General features: G+C 50.1%; 2 protein-coding genes. Both read right to left on the bottom strand.

Features of this window, described 5'->3' with window-relative positions; all coding sequences use genetic code 11:
- Positions 1–130: 130 nt before the first annotated feature.
- Complete coding sequence (locus ABYP33_RS19330; protein WP_008253284.1) at positions 131–529, bottom strand: PA2779 family protein; 399 nt, start codon at positions 527–529, stop codon at positions 131–133.
- Between the two features lie 69 nt (positions 530–598).
- A complete protein-coding gene (locus ABYP33_RS19325) occupies positions 599–1,168 on the bottom strand; it encodes a glycine zipper 2TM domain-containing protein (RefSeq protein ID WP_373093007.1) in 570 nt (189 codons plus the stop codon).
- Positions 1,169–1,277: the final 109 nt, after the last annotated feature.

The following is a 1,277-nucleotide window of genomic DNA, read 5'->3' as shown; positions in this document are numbered from 1 at the left end:
ACCACAATAATATTGCTGCTGGGCAATAAACGGGACGTCTAACTGGCGCCGAGGCCCGAGGGTCTCGGCGTATTCTTTTAACGGTAAACCGGAACAGGCCTGCAAAAGCAGGCACAAGAGGAGGAGGGCTTTACTTCGCCGCATTAACAAACGGGAAGATGTCGGTAATGCCCAAGATATCGGTGATGAAGAATATGAGCACCAAAAGCGCTAACAGGCCAACCGCACCCGAGCCCGCTGGCAGTTCATCCATACGTTCGTGCAACATGGCTAGTTCGGTGGGGCTTAATGAATCGATACGGGCCTCAACATCGGCCGGTGACACACCTAATTCCACTAAGCGCGACCGCACATCTTCGCTGGCCAGCGCAGCCTTCATCTCAGCGCGTTCAGACTTTACTGAGTACTCCGCCACCATTTTATCGGTACTGATCACTGAGGCCGATGCGGTACTGGCGAGTAAACCAGTCCAAATCATAAAACCGCTCATTACCACGGCCGTGCTTCGCTTCGCTAATTTCGTTGTCATACAGCTCACTCCATTTGGCAAATTTTGGCCGCACCTCATACACAGATACGACTAGAGGTAATACTTAATCTAAAATTTAGCTGTTTCTGATTTACTGCTACCAGATTGACTCAACACCAGCTGGCCATTCTCAACGGGAATTGTCGCTCCCGGTTGGTGATCCATAATCACCGTATCGGTTTTACCCTCTAACTGGTAAGTCACTCTATAGCCGGTAATTTTCTGGTGGGGGTCTTGCACCGTATTACAGCGCTGCTCAGTTGTGGTGTACACGTCTTTTTGCTGCATATTTTTCTGCACTTTATTGCCCGCATAACCACCCGCTGCCGCGCCGGCAACAGTCGCCAACTTCTTGCCATTACCGCCGCCAACCTGCTTGCCAATAACCGCGCCCAATACGGCGCCAATCACTGTGCCCGTCACTTGGTTGCCATCTTTCACTTCAGCTTGGTGCTGAACCACTTCGTCATAGCACTCTTGACGGTCGGTGTAATAGGTTTCGGTAATGGCCTTGCTGTCGACAACCTCGGCAAACTGGGGCTTTTTACTTTCTACAATCGTGTTATAGCCCGCATAACTGCCCGCTGCCGTTACTGCCACTGCGCCAAATATGCCGCCTACCAATAAATTTGTGTTCATGCCTGTATCCTCAGCCATAAATTGCTTGTAATGCTATGACTGTAGTTGACGCAATGAGTGCCGCCAAATCATGGTTTAAGACTGTGCAGTATTCACACTTTGTGAATTT

It is taken from the genome of Zhongshania sp., assembly GCF_041584495.1.
Lineage (GTDB): Bacteria > Pseudomonadota > Gammaproteobacteria > Pseudomonadales > Spongiibacteraceae > Spongiibacter.
The sequence above is the reverse complement of the archived record's forward strand: the minus strand, read 5'-3'. Positions and strand labels throughout refer to the sequence as shown.

Coding starts and splice junctions, on each gene's coding strand:
- ABYP33_RS19330 (WP_008253284.1), bottom strand. CDS start 529: ATGACAACGAAATTAGCGAAGCGAAGCACGGCCGTGGTAATGAGCGGT.
- ABYP33_RS19325 (WP_373093007.1), bottom strand. CDS start 1,168: ATGAACACAAATTTATTGGTAGGCGGCATATTTGGCGCAGTGGCAGTA.